The sequence below is a fragment of the Paeniglutamicibacter sp. NPDC012692 genome, from assembly GCF_042901625.1.
Classification (GTDB): domain Bacteria; phylum Actinomycetota; class Actinomycetes; order Actinomycetales; family Micrococcaceae; genus Paeniglutamicibacter.
In genome coordinates this window covers 1,362,364-1,384,163 of record NZ_JBIBDE010000001.1, presented here as the reverse complement: position 1 = coordinate 1,384,163, position 21,800 = coordinate 1,362,364, and the positions used below count along the sequence as shown (strand labels likewise).

Genomic DNA, 21,800 nt, shown 5'->3' with positions numbered 1-21,800 from the left:
TCCTGCCTCCGAACGGTGCCCTAATGTTGGGTGGTGATTTCTTTTTCCAACATGCACGCGGCACTCGCCGCCGTCTCGGTGAGGCCCGTAACCTCGAGTTTCCTTCCGGACTGGTTGAATCCCGACGTTTTCCTGCGGGACCCGGCCCTTGGCCCGTGGGTCATACTGCTGGTCTGCGGCATCGTGTTTGCCGAGACCGGCCTGCTGGTGGGATTCTTCCTGCCCGGCGATTCCATGCTCTTTACCGCAGGCCTCCTGGTTGCCACCGGTGCCTTGAATGTCAGCCTTCCGGTCTTTGCCCTGCTGATCTTCGTCGCCGCGATTGCAGGCGACCAAACCGGATATCTCATTGGGCGCAAGGCAGGACCCGCAATTTTCAAGCGGTCGGATTCGCGGTTCTTCCGACAGGAATACGTTGAAAAGGCCCATGCATTCTTTGAGCGATTCGGCGGCAGGGCCGTGGTTCTGGCCCGCTTCGTGCCCATCGTCAGGACTTTCGTGCCTGTCATCGCGGGCGTCGCCCACATGAGCTACAAGGTCTTCGCCCTCTACAACTTGCTTGGAGCCCTGCTTTGGGGCGTGGGAGTGACGCTCCTTGGCTACTGGCTGGGGCAATACGAATGGGTCGGCAAGAACATCGACGTGATCTTTGTTGTCATTGTCCTCATTTCGGTGATTCCCATTGGACTGGAACTGCTCAAGGCGGGCAGAAGGAAAGCAAGCGAAAGCTAGATCGGTTCCGGCGGGTGTGCTCACGGCTGAGCGCAACACCCGCTGGCGGCACCCGAACTGCGCGATTCCGCGTTCGGGTTCCTGCCTCGCGAAGCCTGACGACGGCACCGCAACCACCCAACCTTCACCACTAAAATGCGACCTTCGTCACTTTGGGCGCTCTCGATGTGCATTTTGGGTCGATTGTTAGGTAGAGTATTTCTTCGTTGCCCCCCTAGCTCAGTGGTAGAGCGCGTTCTTGGTAAGAACGAGGTCACCGGATCGATTCCGGTGGGGGGCTCAGAGATAAAAACCGCTGCCCAACCCATTTCGATGGGCTGGGCAGCGGTTTTTTGTTGTCCCGCGAACCTGGTTCCGCCGCATGCTTCCTACTTTCGAAGCGAGGTGTTGCCGCTGATCCGGGCGACGATGCGGTCGATCGTGATCCCCAGGCCCATCGCGACGACCACCGCGACCACCATGCCCAGGAGGTGGTATTCCTGGAACCACTGGCCTGCCAGCATCCCGATCAGCACCGAGTATGCGGCCCATCCAACACTGGAAAAGCAAGTGAGGATGAGGAAGTTGCGATGTGTGTAGCGGGTGGCGCCGGCGACCAGATTCACCGCAACCCGGCCGATGGGCACGAAGCGTGCCACCAAAATCAACGAGACGGGCCGGAGTCGCAGTTCATAGCCGGCCCACGCAAAGGCATGTTGAAGCCGCTTCCGGCGCATCCACGCAAACCTGTCGGTACCGATGGCCCTGCCGATCAGGTAGGCGACGTTGTCGCCCACGAATGCGCCCAGCCCGGCCATGAGGCCCAGGAGCCACGGGTCGGGCATTCCCCTGCTAGGTATCAGGGAAGCCAGTGCAACGACCAGCGATTCGCTGGGGACCGGCGGGAAGAAACCGTCGATCGCGCAGAACAGGAAGATCATCAGGTAGGAGAGTGGGTGTCCCGCAGCAGAGAGGATGAAGGTGCTCAGCGCGTCCAAGGCTGTGCCGAAAAAATCCACGAGCGGTCCTGTTCGTTGCATGCTCGGCGTGTTCCACGCCATATGGTTGGTCTCCAACAAGGCTAGCCATCGCTGAATTCAATTCCTACTTCGGCGTCCGAGTGAACCGTGCCGGGGGCAATCTGCCGGTTCGGCGGAGCTCCCCGATATGATGGGTGAAGTGCGAAATCTGTGGTCATAGGTGCCTTGTAGCTCTATGAAGGGCCAATGAGAGTAAGCGCTCGTGATGACCATGAACCTTTATGAGAGGACCAAGCGCATGCCCAAGGCCGACTTCAACCAAGAGTTCCCGACCCGTGCCTCGCTTCGACGCGCGCGCCAGGGGCAACCGGAATCGGGGAGCCAAGAGGGCACCGCGGACGAGAAATCGACAGTGGCTTCCTCACCTGGGGACGAATTTGATTCGGTTCCTGAATCGGAACGCCAAGATATCCGCACACCCGATTCCGCCCCCTCGCCGAAGCCGGTGGCGCCTGCCGTGCCGGCAAACAAAAAGAGTGCCCCGAGTGCCAATACGGGGGCCTCCGTTGCCGAAACAAAGCCGTCAAAAAACGCCAACAAGGCAGGCAAGTCAACGGCTGAATCCGCCAAGCCGGGCTTGGAAGCCCCTCGGCAAATCGCAAAGCCAACTGCGCCGTCGACGGTCAAGGTTCCTGTGGTGCAGGATTCCGCGAAACCGGGTGCCGTGAAACCCGTGGCGTCGTCGCCGTCGACCGCGGCGCCGTCGACCGCGGCGCCGGCCACCCCGGTCGCCAGCAGCATGGCGGAGCGGACGGCAGCCAAAACGTCGACGCCCGAAGTTGCCGACGGCAAAGGCTCCAATGCCGCCGACAAGCAGACGAAGCAAGTTCAGGTTTCTGCCGATCAGGCCCCGGTGGAGACCATCGCAGCGCCGGTAAACACCGCGGCAGCCCAGGCGGCAGCCCAGGCGGCAGCCCCGGTAAACACCGCGGCAGCCCAGGCCGCCGACGCGGTCGAGGCCGCCGGTTCCCCAAGGCTGGATGACCTCTCCACGGCGGATGGGCGGCGCCAGGCCTTCCGGGACATGACTCCGGGGGAGGGGGAGCGCGACACCTTCCTGCGCCCGGAAGACGAGACCTCCTTCCGTGCTGAACGCGGGTTCCGCGGTTTCCTTTCGCGCATGGGCTTCAACATGGAACCGTCGGCCCAGGAGGTCGAGGAACGCAATTGGCGCCGGACGGTGGGAACCCGCCTGAACGAGCCGAAGACCATCTCCGTGGTGAACGGCAAGGGCGGCGCCAACAAGACGCCAACGGCCGTGCTGCTCTCGGCGGTCTTCGGTCGCAACAGCGGAGACCCGGTCCTGGTCTGGGACAACAACGGGACGCGCGGAACCCTGGGCTGGCGCACCGTCCAGGGCCAGCACTCCTGGCATTCGATGGATTTGCTGGCCGCATCCGCCGAGCTCAAGGACGTCAAGGTCGGGGACCCGATCATCCACGAGTACGTGCACTACCAACCCGAGGACTGCTACAGCGTGCTGCGCACCGACCCGACGCTGCTGGCCTCGGAACAGCACGTGAACGCGGAGGATTTCGATGTGATGCATGAGATCGTCTCGCGCTTCTTCTCGTTGACCATCGTCGATTCCGGCAACGACGAATCCGCCGAGCGCTGGATGCGCATGATCGACCACACCGACCAGCTGGTCATCGCCAGCACCACGGTGGAGGAACACGCCGAGGCTGGCGCGCTGCTTCTCGAAGCCCTGGCCAAGCGCGGGGGACACTACGCGGAACTGGCGAAGAACGCCGTGGTGATCGTTTCCCAGCACCAACCGCAGGGCAACAGCGACCAGCTTAACCGGATCGCCCACGGCTTCCGCCGTCTGGCCCGCTCGGTGGTGACGGTCCCGTACGACGCGGCACTGGTGAAGGGGCAGATCCGCTTTGACGGGCTGCGTCCTGCCACCCGCAGGGCGTGGTTGCACGCCACCGCCGCGGTGGCCACGGCGCTGCACAACTAAATGCAGGAACAAGCGCTGCTGTGCCGGGGAGTCCTTTGGCCTGCCGAACCGGGGACCCCCAAACTGGCCCTGCGGGATGAAAATGACGAGGCCCGCAACATCGCCCTGGACAGCGGGGTCGAACTCGGCTTTGGCGTGCTGCCCGGGCGCTGGTGCCTTGGCCACCAGCTGGTCCACGACCGGACGCACCGAACCCAGGTTCCGTGCCCGACGGGTGCCGAGGTGCAGCGCGGAACCCAGTGCGAGTCCTGCGAGGCGGCCGACCAGTCGCGGGCGATGCACGACTTCCACCGCTCCGGGCGCGCCGGCGCCGGGCTGCGGGACTACCTGATGCAGGAACACTGGCTGTACGTCGCGTCCTTCGCGCACGGGGTCAGCAAGATCGGCACCGCGGCGAACCCCAGCAAGTGGCGCAGGCTGGCCGAACAGGGGGCCGTCAGCGCCCGCTACGTCGGCCTGGCGGCGGATGGCGCGCAGGTGCGCATCCTGGAAGACCTGGTGACCAGGGAAATGGGCTTCCCGCAGCAGGTGCGTGCGCAGTCGAAGGTGCGCGGCCTGCTCGACTCCCGCACCAGCCTCGCCGCGTTGGACGGCGAAACCAGCGAGCGGGCGTCCCGGGTGAGGGAATTCCTCGCCTCGTTGCCCAAGCAGGGAGGCGAAACCTTCAGGGTCGTCGACGAGCCATGGATCGCCCCGGCGCAGGCGGCGGCCCTGCTGGAGGGTTGGGAAACCAATGCCCTGCAGCCCTACCCGGCCGACCTGACCGTCGGAGGGCACGGCTTCACCGTGGCGTCGGTCCTGGGTCAGGGCCTCGGGGTCCGGTTGGGGAACGCCCCCGATCTCTTCGTTGCCGACGCATCCCTGCTCAAGGGCCGGAAACTGGTGCTGGGCCAATACGTGACGGAATCCCCGGCCATCCAGTCGGCATTGTTCTGATTTTCGGCCGTGCATCTGAATTAGGATTGACACATGACCAATACTCCCTGGGAAGCTTCTTCCGGACTCTACAAGAAACTGGCCTTCGGGTCGATGATCATCTCGGGAACCGGCATAATCCTGGCCATCATTGGTGTCAACCTCAAGAACCAGCCGCTGATGTACACGGCCATCGGCATCATCGGCGTGGGGGTGCTGACCCACCTGGTCGGAATGACGGTGCGTGCCCGCGACGCAAAGGCCTGGCGCGTCTCCCAGGGCCTGGTTCCGGCCTCCCGCCCCCGGCGCGAACGCAAGAAGAAGTCCTAGCGCCCCGCCTGCATTACCCCCCCGTTTCCCATACACCTGCCCAGGAGAGAAATATCCGATGAGCATCAATCCCGAGTTGGCCGGTCGCGTTTACCCGGCCAAGGATCCCTACGTTGTCGGCCGCGAGAAGATCCGCGAATTCGCCGCAGCCGTCAAGGCCACCCACCCGGCGCACTTCGAGCTGGCAGCCGCGGCCGAGCTTGGCCACGCAGACCTGCTGGCCCCGCCGACCTTCGCCATCATCGTCGCCCAGCGCGCCGATGCGCAGCTGATCGCCGACCCGGCCAGCGGCATCGACTTCTCCCGCGTGGTGCACGCAGACCAGCGTTTCACCCACCACCGCCCGATCGTCGCCGGCGACGAACTGCTCGCCGAACTGCACGTCGACACCGTCCGTGCGATGGGCGGCGGGGCGATGATCACCACCCGTTCGGAAATCACCACCACCGCGGGCGAAAAGGTCGCCACCACGGTTTCCTCCCTTCTGGTACGCGGAGAGGACCAGTAATGATCGACTTTGCAACCCTTGAAAAGGGCATGGACATCGGCTCCACCACCATCCGCGTGAACCGCGCGGACCTGGTGCGCTACGCTGGCGCGTCAGGGGACTTCAACCCGATCCACTGGAACGAACGCTTCGCGACCGAGGTCGGGCTGCCCGGCGTCATCGCCCACGGCATGTTCACCATGGGATCGGCCGTGCAGCTGGTCAGCAACTGGGTGGGCAACCCGGGCGCGGTCATCGACTACCAGACCCGCTTCACCAAGCCGGTGCCGGTGGCCGACCCGGCCGGCTCGAACCCGAGCGACCACGAGGGCACGGCCGTCGAGATCAGCGGCGCCATCGGTGCGCTGGACGAGGAAGCCCGCACCGCGCGCGTCGACCTGACGGTCACGCTCGAGGGAACCAAGGTGCTGGTCAAGGCGCAGGCCCTGGTGCAATTCTGAGCGACGGATCCCGACCCGGCGGCGGGCGCAGCCCGGTGAAGGCCGTGGCCAACCCCGAGGTGCTGCCCTGGCGCAACGGCGTCATCGCCACGTACTTCGCCTCGGGGCTTGTCATCTCCACGCTGGTGGCCAGGCTGCCCTCGGTGCGCGACGCGCTGGGGCTGAGCCACGGGGAGGTCGGCCTGCTGCTTCTGTGCATGACCGCTGGCTCCTTCCTGTCCGTCTCCGCCTCCGGCTTCATCGTGATGAAGTTGGGATCCAAGCGCACCATGGTGCTCGGCGCGACGCTCGCGTCGACGGCCATGGCCGCGGCGGGCATCAGCTCGGCGGTCTTCGGCTCCGTGGCGCTGACCGGGGTGGCGCTGGCACTCCAGGGCATGGGAACGGCAAGCTGGAACGTCGCCTCCAATGTCCAGGGCGCGGCCATGGAACGGGCGCTGGGCAAGGGCATCATGCCCGCGCTGCACGGCTTCTTTTCCGTCGGCACCGTGGTCGGCGCGGCCGCCGGTGCGATCGGCGCGGCAATCCACCTGTCGATCGCCTGGCACTTCGGGATCATGGCGCTGGTCGTGGTCCTGCTGGTCCACGGCGGAGCCCGGACGTTCGGGCACGAGGTAACCAGCACCGGCAGCGGCCCCTCCAACAAGGCGCTGCTGGCCGCCGCTTGGCGCGAACCCCGCACCCTGGTGCTGGGCCTGCTGGTACTGGGCATGGCGCTGGCCGAGGGCGCCGCGGGCGACTGGGTCGCGCTGGCGCTCTCCGACGGATACGGTTCGGCGAACACCGTCGGCGCCCTGGGTTACGGCGTGTTCGTGACCGCGATGACCGTGGCGCGGATGCTCGGCGGCCGCATCCTGGACCGCTTCGGGCGGGTGCTTGTCATGCGGGTCTCCGCGGCAAGCGCGCTGGCCGGGCTGCTGCTCTTCGTCTTCGGTCCCTCAGTGCAGACTGCGATGGCCGCGTTGGCGCTGTGGGGGCTGGGCGTGGCGCTGAGCTTCCCGGTCGCGATGACGGCCGCGTCCGACGACCCCATGCGGGCCGCGGCGCGCGTCTCGGTGGTCTCCACCATCGGCTACGGCGCGTTCCTGGGCGGGCCGCCGCTGCTGGGCCTGCTGGCGGACCGGATCGGCCTGCTCAACGCCCTGGCGTCCGTCGGGGTGCTGGTGGTCATGTCCTTCATGCTGGCCGGAGCCACGGCCCCGGAGCACAAGCCCGTCCCGGAGCACAAGCCCGTCCCGGAACACGCGGCGGACCCTGACCAGGTCCCCGTGCCGGAACAAACCTCCACGCAGGAACCGGGGCCCGACGGGCAACCGGCCACCGGCGAGGCTACCATCAAGGAGTAGGCCCCGCTGCCGGCCGATCCCGGCACGGCCCCGGATCTCCCCACGACCGGATCCCCCCCCACCACCCGATCTCCAGACCGCCGGCATCCGCGCCGGCAGGCATTCCCAGAACAGGCGCAAGAAACAGTGAACACCCCGTTGCTCTCCCAGATGACCACCACCGGCGTCGGCGGCCCGGCCCGCACCCTGGTGCGCGCGCACACCGAGGAAGAGATCGTTGCCGCCGTGGCCGGGGCCGATGCCCGCGAGGACAAGCTGCTGATCATCGGCGGCGGGTCCAACCTGGTCATCGACGATGCCGGCTACGACGGAACGGTGCTGCACATCGAATCGCACGGCGTCGAGATCGCCGGGGAACTGGCCGACGGACGCGTGCGCGTGGACATCGCGGCGGGACATCCGTGGGACAATGCGGTCGCGCAGACCCTGGCCGCCGGGCTCAGCGGGCTCGAGGCCCTCTCCGGCATCCCCGGTTCGTCCGGTGCCACCCCGGTGCAGAACGTGGGCGCCTACGGGGCCGAGGTGGCCCACAGCCTGTTGGAGGTCCGCGTGTTCGAGCGCTCCACCGGCCGCACCACGCACTTCGGCAATGCGGGCCTGGGCTTCGGCTACAGGGATTCGCTGCTCAAGCGCACCACCGTCGAGGGTTCCCCGGAGTACGTGGTGCTCTCGGTCAGCTTCGCGCTCGAACGCCGCGCGGACTCCGCACCCGTCCGCTACAAGGAGCTTGCCAACTCGCTCGGCGTCGAGGCAGGCGAGCGGGCCGACGCCGGCGCGGTGCGCACCAAGGTGCTGGAACTGCGCGCCTCCAAGGGCATGGTGTTCGATCCGGCCGACCGCGACACCTACTCGACCGGCTCCTTCTTCACCAACCCGATCGTCGACGCCTCCGTCCTGGAAACCCTGCCGGAGGGCGCGCCGAACTTCCCGGCCGCCGAACCGGGCAAGGTCAAGCTCTCCGCCGCCTGGCTGATCGACCGCGCCGGCTTCGGCAAGGGCTACGGACTGCCCGGCACCGCGGGCGAAGACGTGGCCGGGGGCCGCGCCTCGCTGTCCTCCAAGCACACGCTCGCGATCACCAACCGCGGGGGAGCGGGAAGCGAGGACATCCTTGCCATCGCCCGGGCCGTGCGCGCCGGCGTCAAGGACCGCTTCGGCATCGAACTGCACAACGAGCCGCTGCTGATCGGCTGCAGCCTCTAACGGCTGCAACCTCCAACAACCCGGGAGCCCCACCCATGGCCACTGTACCTGCCCCGCTGACAGGCAGCGACAGGCTCCGCCTGGCACGGCTGCGGCTGGCCGCGCAGGGCCTGCTGCCCGGGATCCCGGACGGGGCCGCGCACGCGAGCACCCCGGCCGACGTGGTCCGGCGCATGGGCATGATGCAGGCCCAGGACCTGGCACAGGCCTGCTGGGCGCTGGGCGTACGGCTGCCCGGCAGCACCCTGGCCCAGGTCCACGCGGCCCTCGAATCCGGCGTCGTCGTCCGTTCCTGGGGCGCCCGCGGCACGCTCATGTTCCTGGATCCGCAACTGCTCCGCCCGCTGCTCGGTGTCACCGCGCCGCGCATGCGGGCCCAGGCCGCGGCAACCTGGCGGCGGGAAGGCATCACCGAGGCGGAACTCGAATCGCTGCTGCCGGTGGTCGTGGAACGCTGCGGCACGGCGGGCGCAAGCCGCTCCGATTTGATGGAGGCAATGTCCGCCGCCGGGTCGGATGTTTCCGGGCAGCGCGGCTACCACCTGCTGGTCGCCCTGAGCCTCACCGGCGAGCTGGTGCAGGGACGCATGGAGCCCGGATCCGGAACCCGCCAGCTGTTCATGGCGAGCGCCCGGTGGTCGCCCGGCCCGGACGCAACCGCCGCGGACCCCGAGGAGGCCCTGCGGGGGATTGTCCTGCGCTACTTCCGCTCGCACGGGCCGGCGACGGTCTCCGACTGCGCCTGGTGGCTGGGCCTCGGGCTGACGCCGGTGCGGGCCGCGCTGAAGGCCATTGGCGGCCAACTGGCCACCCGTGAACTCGGCGGCAGCGCCTACCATCTTGCGCCGGAAATCGATGCGCTCTGGGACGACGCCCCCGGGGCGCGCAGCGTGCTCGCGCTGCCGGGGTTCGACGAGTTCCTGCTCGGGTACAGGGATCGCACCGCCACGCTCGCCCCGGAGCATACGGACGCCATCGCCCCGGGCGGCAACGGGGTCTTCCGCCGGACGCTGGTCAGCGGCGGGCATACGGTCGGCACCTGGCAGGTGGAGACCACGGGCAAGGAAACCCGCGCCGTTGCAGTGCCCTTCGAGGCCGGGACCCCGGCGAGCCTGCTGGCCCGGATGCATTCGCGCATGGACGACCACCTGAAATTCCGGGCGGGCTAGCCCAAACAAGAAATGCCGGGTTCCGGCGGCCGCCCCACACCAGGGAAGGCCGCCGGAACCCGGCATGAAGTCTTGCTCGAAGAACCCCGCCGAAGGCTAGAGGCGTCCCTGCGCGATCGCGAGCATGCGGCGCAGCGGCTCGGCGGCGCCCCACAGCAGCTGGTCGCCGACGGTGAACGCCGAGATGTACTGCGGGCCCATTTCGAGCTTGCGGATGCGTCCCACCGGGATGTCCAGGGTGCCGGATGCGGCAACCGGGGTCAGAGCGTCGACCGTGGCGTCCTTGGTGTTCGGAACCACCTTGGCCCACTCGTTGTCCTCGGCCAGCAGCTTCTCGATCTCGGCCACCGAAAGGTCCTCGGTGAGTTTGAGGGTGAGTGCCTGGGAGTGCGAGCGCATGGCGCCGATGCGCACGCACAGGCCGTCCATGATGACCTTGTTGGCGTCGGTGGTGCCCAGGATCTTGTTGGTTTCGACCCCGGCCTTCCACTCTTCCTTGGACTGGCCGTTGCCCAGGTCCGAGTCGATCCACGGGATCAACGAACCGGCAAGCGGCACGCCGAACTGGGAGGCGTCGAGTCCGCCGCGCTGGGTGGCGAGGACCTTGCGGTCGATCTCGAGGATCGCCGAGGCCGGGTCGTCGAGTTCGGCCGCGACGTTGCCGTTGATCGTGCCGAACTGGTTGAGCAGTTCGCGCATGTGGCGGGCGCCGCCGCCGGAGGCTGCCTGGTAGGTCATCGCGGTTCCCCACTCGACCAGGCCGTTCTTGAACAGTCCGCCCAGGCCCATGAGCATGCACGAGACGGTGCAGTTGCCGCCGATGAAGTCCTTGGTTCCCGAGGCCAGCGAGGCGTCGATGACGTTGCGGTTGATCGGGTCCAAGACGATGACGGAGTCGTCGTTCATGCGCAGCGTGGATGCCGCATCGATCCAGAGGCCGTCCCAGCCGCGCGCACGCAGGTCGCCGTGCACGGCCTTGGTGTAGTCCCCGCCCTGGGCGGTGACGATGATCGGCAGCTTGGCCAGGGTGTCCAGGTCGTAGGCATCCTGAAGCGCAGGTGCGCCTTCGGCGAATGCGGGGGCCGCGCCGCCCGCATTGGACGTGGAGAAGAACACGGGATCGAGATTCGCAAAGTCGCCCTCGTCCTGCATGCGTTGCATCAGAACAGAGCCAACCATGCCGCGGTAACCGACAAAGCCAACGGAAGAAGTCATGGATCCATCTTAAGGCTTCGGGTCCGCGATTGGGGAGTTGGTTACGCCACACGGGCGCCACGGTGCGGTTGTTCGGGGCGGGCGGCGCCGGGAGAATGCCGCGTAGGCAAACGAAGGACGCCGCACCCGAAGGGGAAAATTCCCCGGGCACGGCGTCCATCATGGTGCGGTCGTCTGACGACTCCGGCGTTACGGCTTCTTGTCTTCGTCGGCAAGCAGCTTCTTGCGCGCGCCGACGGCCCAGAGCGAGCTGAAGGCAAAGACCTGGGTCAGCGTGAGCAGCAGGACCAAGCCCATGATCTTGGAACCGGTCAGGATCAGGAACAGGCCAAGGCCCGCAAAGATCAGGGCGAAGAGCGGGAAGAACATGTAGCCCAGGACAAAGAGCGCCTCGGGGTGGGTCTTCAGCGCCTTCAGGCTGTCCTTCACGCGCCGCGCTCCCATGCCTCGATGCGGTATTCGGTGCCGTTGGCCGACTTGAGCCACCCGGTGTCCGGTTCGCTCATGGCCTTGGTCCAGGCCGAGTCCAGCGCCGGGGCAGTGGTGTCGCCCTTCAGGCTGTCATTGATCACGGTGACGATCGCCAGGTTGGCCTTCGGGGCGAGGGCCGCGTAGATTTCCCCGCCGCCGATGACCCAGATTTCCTCGGCGCCGTCGCTGGCGCGCGCAACCTGGAGGGCTTCCTCCGGGGAGGAAACCGGGGTCGCGCCGGCTGTGCTCAATGCGGCGTGGGTCGAGGCATCGCGGGTGATGACGATGTTGGTGCGGCCGCTCAGCGGACGGAACTTTTCCGGGAACGATTCCCAGGTCTTGCGGCCCATGATGACCGGGTGGCCCATCGTGGTGCGCTTGAAGTGGGCCATGTCCTCGGGCAGGTGCCACGGCATGGACCCGTCCAAGCCGATGACGCGGTTTGCGGCCTCCGCCCAGATCATGCCCAGTCGTTCGGGGGTGGTGGTCTCGGCGCGGTGTCCGGCGCTGGAATTCAGGTTGCTCATACGGCGATGGGGGCCTTAATCGTCGGGTGGTGTCGGTAATCCTCGATGACGAAGTCGTCGATCGTGTAGTCGAAGATTGAATCTGGGGTGCGCGTGATGCGCAGCTGCGGGTACGGGTATGGCTCGCGGGCGAGCTGTTCCTTGACCTGCTCCAAGTGGTTGGCGTAGATGTGCGTGTCGCCGCCGGTCCAGACGAACTCGCCGGGCTGAAGGCCCAGCTGGTCCGCCATCATGCGGGTCAGCAATGCGTAGGAGGCGATGTTGAAGGGGACTCCCAGGAACATGTCGGCGCTGCGCTGGTAGAGCTGGCAGGAAAGCTTGCCGTCGGCGACGTAGAACTGGAAGAAGGCGTGGCATGGCGGCAGTGCCATGTTCTCGATCTCCGAGACGTTCCACGCAGAGACGATGTGGCGGCGGGAATCGGGGTTCTCGCGCAGCGAATCCATGACCTGGGAGATCTGGTCGATGTGGCGGCCGTCGGCCGTGGGCCACGAGCGCCATTGCACGCCGTACACCGGGCCGAGTTCGCCATCGGCATCCGCCCACTCGTCCCAGATCTTCACGCCGTTCTCTTGAAGATAGGAGATGTTCGAGTCCCCGCGCAGGAACCACAAGAGTTCCACGGCAACGGACTTGAAATGGACGCGCTTGGTAGTGATCAGCGGAAAGGATTCCGACAGGTCAAAGCGCATTTGGCGGCCAAAAACACTGAAGGTGCCGGTGCCGGTCCGGTCGCCCTTGGCGGTGCCGTGGGCCAGGACTTCACGCAGCAAGTCTTCGTATGGGGTTTGAATCGTCACCTACTAAGTCTAGTCGGGCACGGGGATTCGGCTCGCGACGTGTGACGCAAACACGTGAAATGCGCTGATGATCACTACGAAAGGCATAGTGGCAAACCGGGCCCGGGTATGGCTGATGGCGACATTCATGGAGCGTCCGTCCCGTGTCGAGGCCGGGTGGAAAGCGCTTAGCCCGAGGCGCGCAGCCGGCCGCGGAGCAGGGAAACCAGGGTGTCGTCCTTTATGCCCGCGGCCCTTGCTTCGCCGATGAGTTCGTCGATCATCGCCTCAAGCGGCGAGTCCGCTGCCCCGTCGGCGGCCGGGGAGGAATGCATGACGACAGTGCCCAGGCGCCGACGGCTTTCGATCAGCCCTGCGGCCTCGAGCTCCTTGTAGGCACGGGCCACGGTGCCCGTGGCCACGCCAAGGTCGGAGGCCAGGGCCCGTACCGTGGGCAGGCGTGATCCATTGGCCAGCTGACCCACGTCAATCAGCGAAGCGATCTGCGCGCGGATCTGTTCGAATGGGGGAGTGGCGTCGCGCAAGTCGACGGTGATCAGGGTGCTCATGCGGCTGCCGCCGCGCCCGGGCGGGACCTGGCCGCCCGCCGCGTATACGCGGTGGAGGCCGGCAGGAAACACAGTGCGATGCCCAGCACCAGACAAATGACCTGGAAGGCGGACGGGTCGCTGGTGTAGGAGTAGTCCGTGTAGCCGGAGAAAGTGGTCTGGATCAGGTAGTTGGGGTTTGCCAAGATGGCTGCGGCAATCAGCGACACCCCGCCGAACAGGCGTACCCCGCGGTGGGCGATGACAACCCGGAGCTCGAAGTCCTCGCTGTCGCTTGCGCCCTCGAGCGCCGGGCGGCGGACGGCCGCCCGATAAAGCAGCACGGCCAGCGCTGCCGTGACGGCAACGATCCCGAGCATCCACGTGGCGGCAATTCTCGTCTCAGGCGCACCGTTGAAGATGAAGTTCGTGCCGGAAGCCAATCCCGTGGCCAAGGCACAGCAGACCACGATGGTGAACCACAGTGGCAGCAACGCGGATCTCGGTTCTGCTAGCTCAAGCCGGTTGCCCAGCCGACGCCTGACTATATAGGCGGCTAGTAATTGCACCAGCAGGTATGCGCACGCAGCCGAAGCCAGCATCTGTGTGTGCACCGAAATGTCGTCCAACCTTGCTGCAGAGTCATATCCGGCCATCCAAGGCGATTCGTCGTAGGGCAACGGGCTGCCTTGCCCCCCAATTTGGACGCTCTCGGCGATCGTTCCGCTATAGCCGAACGATCGAAGTAGTCCGAGGACGCCGAAGACTACGACGACCAGCAGCGCGCCCACTCCCTGGGCCAGGAAGAGGAAATCCCGGGCCTTGGAATACGCGGACGAGTGCAGCGGCATGCCAGCGGCCTGCACGGAGTTGACGAAGTTCAGCCTGGGTGGCGCCCACGCGGCCGTTGTGACGATCGCCAGCAGTATCCAGATGGTACTGGCGCCCATCAGCCAGTTGGCGACGGCTTCGGCTTGGCTGCCGCCAATGCCGTGGACATCCAGTGGCATGTCCCATGCGGCACGGGCCCTGACCCCTTGGGCGACGTACTGCAGTGACATGGTGCCGAAACCCGACACCGCGATCACGGCGGTGCGCAGCAGCCTGTTGAGCCACACGGCACGCAGCACGTCGTTGTCATCGGCGTCGAGGGATTGAAGGGGCGGGCGGCGGATCACCAACGCGGTGATGCCACTGACGCTGGCCAGGAGCAGCGCCAACCCGCCGGCAAGATATGGACCCACCAGGGAGCCTGGTCGGGTGCCGTCGATGCTTGGGATGTCGGGAACCTCTTCGAGCGCGGCATTCGCGTTCATCTCCGCAATCTCGTCATCGGAGAGGACATATCCGTCGGAGTCCACGGGGTTGCCGTATTCGTCTGTTGCCCCGTCGTAAGGCTGGTTGACGGGATTTCCGAACTCGTCGAACTCGCCGTCGTACATGCCGTTTTCCGTGGTCCATCCGGTGCCGTCGTTTCCGGTGCGCGAGGGAGCACCGGCATCGTTCCAGGCGATGGTGATGGCGGCGGCGCTGAGGATCGTGGCAAGTAGCAGGACCCCGGCCAGGTACTTGGGCACGACCTTCTTGACGCTGCGTACCTCAAGGGAGGCCGAGCGGACAGGCTGCAGATGCCGGGGCCAGGTGTATTGCCCGATCAGATAGATCACGCCGAGCCAGAAGCCGGGTGCCGCCGCATGCATGGCTAGGTTCTCGAAGGACCCGGCATCGGCGGCAAGCGGTTGCTGGGTTGCCCACAGGTTTTCCAAGCCGGCGGTGCCGCTAGCGAAGAATGCGATGACGGCCGTCCAGAACGCGTGGCGGGAAACGCCCTCGGTGCTGTGCGGTGCCGCCGGGTTGCCGGCAAAGGCCCTGAGCACCAGATAAATGAACACGGCCGACATGGCCAAACCGAGACCCGCGGCCGTTGCTGCGCCCATCATGAAGGAACCCCCTGGTTGAACTTTGTCTCAATGTATCAATGCATTGAGACAAAGTTCAATTGTCCAAGGGACGTGTCAAAACAATGGTCAGGCGGCCAGCATGTCGTTGTACTCGGGGTAGCGGCGCAGGTAGTCCTGCACGTAGGTGCATTCCGGAACGATCTTCGCGTTCTGCTTCCGTAGGTCTTCCAAGACCAGCGTGACAAGGGCGCGGGCGTAGCCTTGCCGGCTGTACTCCTCTTTGATGATGGTGTGCTGCAGCGTAGCCACGCCCTCCTCGAGGTGGTAGCCGAGGAAGCCCACATAGGTGGGGCCCTGCCACAGGCTGTAGCGGCCGCGGTCCCGGTCATGGTCCAGGCGCAGTCCCTGGTGAACGATCTTCCGTGGGACGGTGCCGTGATTTGCAACAGCCATGATGCACTCCTCTTATTCGTCAGGACCACGCCCCGCAAACCTCTCGCGGGGGCTTGTCTCAGAGCCTACATCCAAGACCTTCGACTAGTCTTCAAATGCGTCATAAACTTCCACCGAAACGAGTTTTCCCTTGCCAGCTATGGGTTGGTGGACCACCAGCAGGGAACCCGGGCGCAGGAACGGATCCTCGGCGGGCAGGAACGCCGCAAGCGAATCTGCCATCCGCAACCTGAGTTCCTCGAGGATCAGCGGCAACACCGGCCGGTGCGTGCAGAGCACCTGCGCCCGGCGCTTGTCCAGCAACTTGGCAACGGCCTTCCGCGCCTTGTTCGGGCGGCGGTTGGCCTCGTGCTCGGTGGTGGAATTCAACAGCTTGACGGTGAAACGCTGCTGTTTCACATACGGCGTGATGGTCTGCACGCATCGGGTCCACGGGCTGGACGCCACCCGCTCCGGACGCCAGGCGTCCAGCAGTCGGGCCACTGCCAATGCCTGGCGCTGGCCCGTTGCGGCCAGCGGGCGCTTGCCCTCTTCCCGGGTCCAGTTCGAACGAGGCTTGGCCTTTGCGTGGCGCACCACCAGGAAGGGCTGGGTTTCCAGCACCCGTGCCTTGTGTGCCTGTACCAGCGACTCCAGGGGAGCCATGTCGCCCGGATTCGTCAGCCACTTGCCCGCCATTTTCGGGGTGCACCAGCGCACGGCGTCGGTTTCCCTGCCGTCGGGAACGGGCTTGGTGCTGGGGGCCTTGGCCGCCCAGTAGTAGACGACCTTGGTGCCGCTGCCCACTTCGTAGGTCATGGCGGGAAGCGGGACGCCCAGCTCGATGTCGAGCCCGACCTCCTCGAAGACCTCTCGGGCGGCGCACTCGGGCATGGTCTCGCCCTCGTCGATCTTGCCCTTGGGCCAGGACCAGTCGTTGTAGCGCTCTCGGTGGATCATCAGGACTTCCAACTCGCCCTGGTTGATGCGCCAAACAATGGCACCGGCCGCGACCACGGCAAAGGTACCCTCACGAACCTCCTGGGAATCGCAGGAGCGAAGCATGTGCACGGTTCTAGCGCCTCACTGCCGTCCGCTGGCGGGCCCGTGAATCAAGCAGCCACGACTGGATGTCCTGCAGCGGCGTGCCGTCCGCATCCTTGTGGTGGCGCGTCCAGGCGCCCTCGCAGTCAAGGTGCCAGCTGGCGGTGCCCGGGGCCATGTAGCGGTCGAGCAATAGCACCAGCTCGGCGATGTCCTCGTGGCTGCTCAGCGCGACCAGCGCCTCCACCCGGCGGTCCAGGTTGCGGTGCATCATGTCGGCGGAGCCGATGTAGATCATCGGTGACCCGGCGTTGGCGAACATGAACACGCGGCTGTGTTCCAGGAAGCGGCCCAGCACCGAGCGCACCCGGATGTTCTCGCTCAGACCCGGGATGCCCGGGCGCAGCGCGCAGATGCCGCGCACGATCACGTCGACCCGCACCCCGGCCTGGGAGGCCCGGTACAGCGCGTCGATGATGGCCTCGTCGACCATGGAGTTCACCTTGATCACCACACGGGCGGCAAGCCCGGCGCGGCGGTTGGCGATCTCCGCCTCGATCCTGTCGATCAGCCCCGAGCGCAGCGAGCGCGGGGCGACCAGCAGGCGCTTGAAGGTGGAGCGCGGCGCGTAGCCGGAGAGCTGGTTGAACAGGTGCGAGAGGTCCTCGCCGACCTGCTCGTCGCTGGTGAGCAGGCCCAGGTCCTCGTAGTAGCGGGCCGTGCGCGGGTGGTAGTTGCCGGTGCCGATGTGGCAGTAGCGGCGCAACTTGTCGCCCTCGCGGCGGATCACCAGGGAGAGCTTGGAGTGCGTCTTGAGACCCACGATGCCGTAGACCACGTGCACGCCCGCCTGCTCCAGCTTGCGTGCCCAGGAGATGTTGGCCTGCTCGTCGAAGCGCGCCTTGATCTCCACCAGGGCCAGCACCTGCTTGCCGGCCTCCGCGGCGTCGATCAGGGCGTCCACGATCGGCGAGTCGCCGGAGGTGCGGTAGAGCGTCTGCTTGATGGCCATGACCTTCGGGTCGTTGGCCGCCTGCTCCAGGAACGCCTGGACGGAGGTGGAGAACGAATCGTAGGGGTGGTGCAGCAGGATGTCGCGGCGGCGCATCGCGGCGAACACATTGGCGGCCTTGGAGGTCTCCGACTCGTTCAGGTGCCGGGAGGTGTGCGCCAGCTGCTTGGGGTAGTGCAGGTCCGGGCGGTCGATGCCGGCGATCACGCCCAGGCCGCGCAGGTCCAGCGGGGCCGGAAGTGCGAAGACCTCGTCCTCTTCGATGCCCAGCTCGCGCACCAGCAGCGCGCGGATGTTCGGCGCGATGTCGTCGACCACTTCGAGGCGCACCGGCGGGCCGAAGCGGCGGCGCAGCAGTTCCTTCTCCAGGGCCTGCAGCAGGTTCTCGGCGTCGTCCTCCTCCACCTCCAGGTCCTCGTTGCGGGTGACGCGGAAGAAGTGGTACTCGACGATTTCCATGCCGGCGAACAGGTGCTCCAGGTGCTGGGCGATCACGTCCTCGAGCGTGACGAAGCGCGCCACGCGGCCGGCGGTGTTGCCGGCGCGCGGCCCGTCCACGGAGATCAGCCGCGGCATGGTGTCCGGCACCTTCAGGCGGGCGAAGAGCTCCTTGCCGCTCACCGGGTTGCGGACCACTACGGCTAGGTTCAGCGAAAGCCCGGAGATGTATGGGAAGGGGTGGGCCGGATCGACGGCCAGCGGGGTGAGGATCGGGAAGACCTGGTCGATGAACCAGCGGTGCAGCTCCTGCTGCGCGCGGGAATCCAGCTCGCCCCAGGTGGTGAGCAGGATCTGCTCTTCCTCCAGGGCGGGGCGGACCTGCTCGGCGAAGACCTTTGCATGGCGCAGTTGCAGCGCGTGCGCGTCGTTGAGGAGCATTTCCAGCTGGTCGATCGGGCTGATGCCCGCGGGGGAGGGCACGGCAAGGCCTGTGGCGATGCGGCGCTTGAGGCCGGCGACGCGGACCATGAAGAACTCGTCGAGGTTGGAGGCGAAGATCGACAGGAAGCTGACCCGCTCCAGCAGGTGCAGGTCCGGGTCCTCGGCGAGCTCCAGCACACGGGCGTTGAAGTGCAACCAGCTCAGTTCCCGGTCCAGGAACCTGTCGTCGGCGAAATCGCCGTCGGGAACCGCGGAGGGGCCGAAGTCGGGCAGCTCGATCCGGTCCTGCGTCGCGCGTGCCGCCGGCACGTCGGTGAGGCCCAAAGCGGTGGTGACTGGTTGCGGGTCCATGGTGTGTGCCCCTAGCTTGGAGTGAAGTAGGAAGCCGCATGCCCGTCGGCGGAACGTCGGGCACGCGGCTTTGCGTCTGGTACTTACTCTACCGAATCGCGCGACGATGCCGGCGCGTACATGACATCGACATCCCACTTGGTAAAACCGAGCTTCCGGTACAGCGCCACGGCGGCAGTGTTGTCCGCATCCACGTAGAGCATCAGGGCGTCCAGGCCCTTGCCGTTCAGGTGTTCGATGCCGGCCAGGGTCAGTGCCTTGCCCAGGCCCGTGCCCTGCGCCGCCGGGACCACGCCCACCACGTAGATCTCGCCAATCGCCTGGTGCTCCCCGGTGGTGGCGGAGGAGGTCGCCGGGTGCACCTTGGTCCAGTGGAAGCCCTGGATGCGGTCGTCCGCGTCGACGGCGAGCAGGAAGCCCGCGGCATCGAACCAGTCCTCGCCCATGCGGGCGTGCAGGTCCGCCAGGGTCATGGCGCCCTGTTCCGGGTGGTGCGCGAACGCGGCGGCGTTCGCCGCGACCCAGGCCGGGCCGTCCGTGTCCGGGTTGAAGGCGCGGATGCGGGTGCCGGCCGGCAGCACCGGGGCGGGGACGGGGGTTCCGTGGACCAGGCGCATGCGCCACAGCTCGCGCACCGGGGTGAAGCCGAAGCGCTCGGCGAGCTTGGCCGCGCCCTCGTGGTTTCCGTGGGCCCAGGCGCGCAGGGCCGTGAGGTCCGTGCGCTCGGCCAGGGCCTCGAGCAGGGCGCCGGCGATCCCGTCCTCGCGGAACGACGGGTGCACCGCAAGTTCAAGGGTGCCCGGCTGGCCGGCGGTTCCCAGCACGGCGACCGCGGCGCCGACCAGCTCGCCCGAATCGTAGTCGGCGCTTTCCAGCAGGTAGGCGTAGGCACCGATGATGGCGTCGGTGTCCGGCTCGCTGCGCAGCTTCAGGAGCGTCTGTTCGCTCAGCGGCGGGTTGCCGTCGGCCTCCTCGGCCGCTGCGGCAAGCGTGCGCACCGCGCCCAAGACGTTTTGTTCCGGTGAGCCCTTGACGATGTCGATGGAGACTAGGGGGTTTTTGGCGGCGTTCATACCCCTAAACATAGCGCCGCGGCCCCTAGGCGTCGACGACCTCGGGGTTTTCTTGGCGTTGCGGCGTGAAACGGTATCCGACGTTGCGGACCGTCCCGATGAGCTGCTCGTGGTCGGTGCCCAGCTTGGCGCGCAGGCGCCTCACGTGCACGTCCACGGTGCGGGTGCCTCCGTAGTAGTCGTAGCCCCACACCTCGTGGAGCAGCTGTTCGCGGCTGAACACCCGTCCGGGGTGCTGGGCCAGGTACTTCAGCAGCTCGAATTCCTTGTAGGTCAGGTTCAGCGGGGTCCCGTGGACCTTCGCCGTATAGCTTGCCTCGTCGATCAACACCCCGGCGGCGCGGATCGGGGCCGCCTCGGGTTCGTCCTGCGGAAGCGCGCGGGCCTGGGCCAGGCGCAGCCGGGCCTCGACCTCCGCCGGCCCCGCGGTGTCAAGGAAAACATCGTCCACCTGCCACAGGCCGGACACCGCCGCCATGCCGCCCTCGGTGAGGACCAGCAGGACAGGCCGGCTGATGCCCGTGGTACGGAGCAGCTGGCACAGGGTGCGCGAAGCCACCAGGTCTTTGCGCCCGTCGACCAGGATGATCTGGGCATCCTCGGCATCCAGGAGCGCCGTTGCCTGGGCCGGCAGGATGCGGACCTGGTGCGAGAGCAGCTCCAGCGCAGGAACGACGTCGGGGGACGGGCCAGGTGCGTTTGTCAGCAAAAGGATGCTTGCCATGGATGCCCCTCCTCAAGGTTGCGAATAAGAAACCGAGCACATCTACGGGATCGGGTGCATAAGAGCAGTATAGATTGTCAGGTGTTTCACATCGGTGCATGTGACGGCCCCGTGGTTCCCGGATCCCACCGTGCGGTGGGCAAGCGTGCGCCGCGATGCCGTCGGTGGCGCTTGCCGGCACGCCCGTGGCCCGGAGCGCGGCGCGCGCCGTGGCCCCGGTTCTCCCGGTCCGGATGGGACCGCCCGGCGCCGGATAAGGCAGGATGTAACCTGTGAGACTCAAAGTTTTGGCTACAGGAACCATTGTCCTAGCGCTGGTCATCGGGGCGAGCTACCTGCCCGGTGCCGCCGGGTGGCCCGTGCTGGCGGTAGTGCTGTTGCTCCTGGGCGCCTTTGCCTTCGGCTGGCCGCGATTGCTGAAGTTGCCCGCCCCGAACCCGGTGGGCCTTGTCATCTTCCTGGTCTCCGCAGCGGCGGCCCTGCTCGCCTTTGTCGGCGAGCCGATCCCGGGCCTGATGTGGGTGGCCCCCTGCGTGGGCATCGGCACGATCCTGATGTTCCTCACCCAGCTCTTTCGCGGCACCGACGCCCGGCAGCGCCTCGAATCCGTGGCCGTCGGCACCGCCGGCACGGTGGTCGCAAGCCTCGGCGCAGGCTGGGTGGCACTGGGCACCGATCCCGAATGGCGCGTGCTCATGCTGATCTCGAGTCTGAGCATCCTCGGCGCCGCGATCCCCGGCGTGTTGCGCCTGCCCGACCGCATTGTCTTCCCGCTGGGATTCGTCCTGGCGGTCCTGATCGGCGGCGCCGCGAGCATGCTCGACATCGGCGTCAACGTGCTGCCTGCAATGCTGCTGGGTGCGGCCTGCGGCCTGGTGGTGGTGGGCTGCCGGGCGATGCTTGTCACCTCGGGCGGCCCGCGCACCAACGCACAGGTTCTTGCGGCGGCCGGCGCACCGCTGCTGGTGTGCGGCTCGGTGGTTTGGTACGCCCAGCTCCTGATGGGTTAGGCCTCCGCCGCGTCCCCGCCGGCGGATGACCTTGGTCACGCAACGGCCTCCGCGGGATCCGCCCGGGCGTTGTCCCGCATGTTTCGTGACGGCCGATTTCCCCTGCGTTCACGGGGAAGTGCGGCACGGAGGAACAGGTCCGTCATCAAAGATCGGTCGGCGGCACAGAAACGGTTAGGATGGAGCCATGACTGAAAACTACC

22 protein-coding genes and 1 tRNA gene are annotated in these 21,800 nt (G+C 66.7%); 11 read left to right on the top strand and 12 right to left on the bottom strand.

Features of this window, described 5'->3' with window-relative positions; all coding sequences use genetic code 11:
- The first annotated feature begins 51 nt into the window (after positions 1 to 51).
- Complete coding sequence (locus tag ACFY5D_RS06425; protein ID WP_387527604.1) at positions 52 to 732, top strand: VTT domain-containing protein; 681 nt, start codon at positions 52 to 54, stop codon at positions 730 to 732.
- A 208-nt stretch (positions 733 to 940) separates the two neighbouring features.
- Positions 941 to 1,012: transfer RNA gene (locus ACFY5D_RS06420), tRNA-Thr, on the top strand.
- 88 nt (positions 1,013 to 1,100) lie between these two features.
- Here the strand turns inward: ACFY5D_RS06420 and ACFY5D_RS06415 are convergent.
- On the bottom strand, positions 1,101 to 1,709 hold the full coding sequence (locus ACFY5D_RS06415) for a DedA family protein (protein WP_387527601.1): 609 nt from the start codon (positions 1,707 to 1,709) through the stop codon (positions 1,101 to 1,103).
- A 679-nt stretch (positions 1,710 to 2,388) separates the two neighbouring features.
- On the opposite strand from ACFY5D_RS06415, the gene ACFY5D_RS06410 reads away from it, so the two are divergent.
- From ACFY5D_RS06410 to ACFY5D_RS06375, 8 genes are all read left to right on the top strand, one after another.
- Complete coding sequence (locus ACFY5D_RS06410; RefSeq protein WP_387526575.1) at positions 2,389 to 3,717, top strand: MinD/ParA family protein; 1,329 nt, start codon at positions 2,389 to 2,391, stop codon at positions 3,715 to 3,717.
- Positions 3,718 to 4,653 (top strand): DUF2797 domain-containing protein, encoded by a 936-nt coding sequence (locus ACFY5D_RS06405; protein ID WP_387526572.1) that lies wholly within the window; start codon positions 3,718 to 3,720, stop codon positions 4,651 to 4,653. It abuts the gene before it with no gap.
- Positions 4,654 to 4,686: 33 nt separating this feature from the next.
- Positions 4,687 to 4,962, top strand: a complete 276-nt coding sequence (locus ACFY5D_RS06400) for a hypothetical protein (protein WP_387526569.1) — start codon at positions 4,687 to 4,689, stop codon at positions 4,960 to 4,962.
- A 58-nt stretch (positions 4,963 to 5,020) separates the two neighbouring features.
- Positions 5,021 to 5,470 (top strand): MaoC family dehydratase N-terminal domain-containing protein, encoded by a 450-nt coding sequence (locus ACFY5D_RS06395; RefSeq protein ID WP_387526567.1) that lies wholly within the window; start codon positions 5,021 to 5,023, stop codon positions 5,468 to 5,470.
- The gene (locus ACFY5D_RS06390; protein ID WP_387526565.1) at positions 5,470 to 5,910 is read left to right on the top strand and encodes a MaoC family dehydratase; all 441 of its coding nucleotides are present in this window, start codon (positions 5,470 to 5,472) and stop codon (positions 5,908 to 5,910) included. The genes ACFY5D_RS06395 and ACFY5D_RS06390 overlap by 1 nt, the downstream gene beginning before the upstream one ends.
- 44 nt (positions 5,911 to 5,954) lie before the next feature.
- Positions 5,955 to 7,256, top strand: a complete 1,302-nt coding sequence (locus ACFY5D_RS06385) for an MFS transporter (RefSeq protein WP_387526562.1) — start codon at positions 5,955 to 5,957, stop codon at positions 7,254 to 7,256.
- Between the two features lie 126 nt (positions 7,257 to 7,382).
- Positions 7,383 to 8,459, top strand: coding sequence for a UDP-N-acetylmuramate dehydrogenase (locus ACFY5D_RS06380; protein WP_387526559.1), 1,077 nt, complete (start codon positions 7,383 to 7,385; stop codon positions 8,457 to 8,459).
- Between the two features lie 35 nt (positions 8,460 to 8,494).
- Positions 8,495 to 9,628 (top strand): winged helix DNA-binding domain-containing protein, encoded by a 1,134-nt coding sequence (locus tag ACFY5D_RS06375; RefSeq protein ID WP_387526556.1) that lies wholly within the window; start codon positions 8,495 to 8,497, stop codon positions 9,626 to 9,628.
- A 96-nt stretch (positions 9,629 to 9,724) separates the two neighbouring features.
- Here ACFY5D_RS06375 and asd read toward each other — a convergent pair whose 3' ends face one another.
- The 11 genes from asd to ACFY5D_RS06320 form a co-directional block, all read right to left on the bottom strand.
- Positions 9,725 to 10,843 carry an aspartate-semialdehyde dehydrogenase gene (gene asd, locus ACFY5D_RS06370; protein ID WP_387526553.1) on the bottom strand — a complete coding sequence of 373 codons (1,119 nt, stop codon included), beginning with the start codon at positions 10,841 to 10,843 and terminating at the stop codon, positions 9,725 to 9,727.
- 189 nt (positions 10,844 to 11,032) lie between these two features.
- Positions 11,033 to 11,272 (bottom strand): NF038396 family protein, encoded by a 240-nt coding sequence (locus ACFY5D_RS06365; RefSeq protein WP_387526550.1) that lies wholly within the window; start codon positions 11,270 to 11,272, stop codon positions 11,033 to 11,035.
- Positions 11,269 to 11,841: a dihydrofolate reductase gene (locus ACFY5D_RS06360; RefSeq protein ID WP_387526547.1), complete on the bottom strand. Its 573-nt coding sequence runs from the start codon at positions 11,839 to 11,841 to the stop codon at positions 11,269 to 11,271. Before ACFY5D_RS06360 ends, ACFY5D_RS06365 begins: the two co-directional genes overlap by 4 nt.
- Complete coding sequence (locus ACFY5D_RS06355) at positions 11,838 to 12,641, bottom strand: thymidylate synthase (RefSeq protein ID WP_387526545.1); 804 nt, start codon at positions 12,639 to 12,641, stop codon at positions 11,838 to 11,840. The genes ACFY5D_RS06360 and ACFY5D_RS06355 overlap by 4 nt, the downstream gene beginning before the upstream one ends.
- 167 nt (positions 12,642 to 12,808) lie before the next feature.
- Complete coding sequence (locus ACFY5D_RS06350; RefSeq protein WP_387526542.1) at positions 12,809 to 13,189, bottom strand: GntR family transcriptional regulator; 381 nt, start codon at positions 13,187 to 13,189, stop codon at positions 12,809 to 12,811.
- Positions 13,186 to 15,108, bottom strand: a complete 1,923-nt coding sequence (locus ACFY5D_RS06345; protein WP_387526539.1) for a hypothetical protein — start codon at positions 15,106 to 15,108, stop codon at positions 13,186 to 13,188. The genes ACFY5D_RS06350 and ACFY5D_RS06345 overlap by 4 nt, the downstream gene beginning before the upstream one ends.
- 87 nt (positions 15,109 to 15,195) lie before the next feature.
- On the bottom strand, positions 15,196 to 15,522 hold the full coding sequence (locus tag ACFY5D_RS06340; protein ID WP_387526536.1) for a GNAT family N-acetyltransferase: 327 nt from the start codon (positions 15,520 to 15,522) through the stop codon (positions 15,196 to 15,198).
- A gap of 84 nt (positions 15,523 to 15,606) precedes the next feature.
- Entirely contained in the window at positions 15,607 to 16,566 is a 960-nt protein-coding gene (locus ACFY5D_RS06335) for an NUDIX domain-containing protein (protein WP_387526533.1), read from the bottom strand.
- A 10-nt stretch (positions 16,567 to 16,576) separates the two neighbouring features.
- Positions 16,577 to 18,790: an RNA degradosome polyphosphate kinase gene (locus ACFY5D_RS06330; protein ID WP_387526530.1), complete on the bottom strand. Its 2,214-nt coding sequence runs from the start codon at positions 18,788 to 18,790 to the stop codon at positions 16,577 to 16,579.
- A gap of 83 nt (positions 18,791 to 18,873) precedes the next feature.
- A complete protein-coding gene (gene mshD, locus ACFY5D_RS06325; protein ID WP_387526527.1) occupies positions 18,874 to 19,863 on the bottom strand; it encodes a mycothiol synthase in 990 nt (329 codons plus the stop codon).
- 25 nt (positions 19,864 to 19,888) lie between these two features.
- A complete protein-coding gene (locus ACFY5D_RS06320; protein WP_387526524.1) occupies positions 19,889 to 20,587 on the bottom strand; it encodes a DNA-binding response regulator in 699 nt (232 codons plus the stop codon).
- Between the two features lie 287 nt (positions 20,588 to 20,874).
- Between ACFY5D_RS06320 and ACFY5D_RS06315 the strand changes: the two genes are divergently transcribed.
- Entirely contained in the window at positions 20,875 to 21,597 is a 723-nt protein-coding gene (locus ACFY5D_RS06315) for a hypothetical protein (RefSeq protein WP_387526521.1), read from the top strand.
- Positions 21,598 to 21,800 lie beyond the last annotated feature (203 nt).